Here is a 1,318-nt window from a genome sequence, read left to right as displayed (position 1 = left end):
TGCGATATCACATCGGACAACGTCGTGAAGTTCAATCGCGATCTCGTGGAAGAGTTTCTCGCGCCGGTGTCGCAGAGCGCCAGGGTATGGAATCGCGATGCGACTGACTATCTCGATATCAAAGAGGGAGAGAGCTCGTTCCATCCTGGGATGACCTGCATCAAGATCCTCGATCTCGAGACGCGGGAGCCGAGGGAGAGTACCTGGGAGGACCTCGCCACCGTCAGTCGTGTCGCCGATGCTCTTCCGAACATCGATGGCGTCTGCGTGTCCGTCAAAGATGTTCCGAACTCGACCCTGCACGGTGAGATCGGAGAGTTCGTGGCAATGGCCGAGAACACCACCAAGCCCCTGGAGTATCTGTGCGAGGACAGCGCTGCGTTTGATGCGGTCATCGAGATGGCCGCAGTGATTCGCGGTGGGATGGAGCAGCTCGCCGAAAAGCCCTACTTCACTCAGATCGTCACTCCACTCCCCCTCTTTTTCGCCAAGACACACAGTGACCAGATCATTCGGGGCGCAGAGTGCGGAATCCCGGTTACCACGGGGACCATCTCTATCGGAGGCGGCTCGTCTCCCTACACGATCGCCGGCTGCATGACCCACAGCCTGGCCACCGACTTCGCTGCCACAGCCCTCTCGCAACTCGTTCGGAAGGGATCGTTCTGCATTGGCTCCTCGGAAAACACGTTCATGGAGCCCGCGACGGGAAACCTGGGGAACGCAATCCCGGATATGTTGGCCGGCATGGCCATGCGCCAGGTCAGGAGTCAGTTTGGACTGCCCCCGCTCGCCGGGGGAGACGGTGGCTCTTCCTCACGACGCTTCGACCAGGATGCCGTCAGGGAGATTGCTACCGGGTTGATGGAAGCGTTCTACCTGCAGCCAGGCACGCTGGATTACCTGGGGGTACTCGATTCAGGGATCACCTACTCTTTGCACTCGTTGCTGCTCTGTAACGATCTCGCCGGAATGCTCAGGTGCCTGTGGAAGGGGATTCCCGTTGATGACGAACACCTCGCATTGGATGTCACCCGGTCGGTCGGCCTGAGAGGGAACTATCTTGCAGATCGGCACACCGCGAAGCACTGCCGGGACAACTACTGGAATAGCCGCTACTTTGGGGCCGCGTTCCCTACAGGTTCGAGTGTCGTCCCGGGTAAGGACCTGATCGAGCGAATCGACCACGATCTGCGCGAGATCCTGGCGAACCATCGACCCGCACCGATGCCCGATCCGATTCGAGACAGGATTTACTCGATCCTCGGAGATTTCGAGGTTGCCTAGTTACATTCCTCAATAGGATGCGATCCGCTTC

General features: G+C 59.0%; 1 protein-coding gene. It reads left to right on the top strand.

What is annotated here, in order from left to right; all coding sequences use genetic code 11:
• A partial coding sequence (locus GY725_03865; GenBank protein MCP4003311.1) for a hypothetical protein occupies positions 1-1,287 on the top strand: 1,287 nt, incomplete at its 5' end.
• Positions 1,288-1,318 lie beyond the last annotated feature (31 nt).

This window comes from bacterium (assembly GCA_024226335.1).
In the GTDB taxonomy this organism is placed as follows: Bacteria; Myxococcota_A; UBA9160; order SZUA-336; family SZUA-336; genus JAAELY01.
The sequence above is the reverse complement of the archived record's forward strand: the minus strand, read 5'-3'. Positions and strand labels throughout refer to the sequence as shown.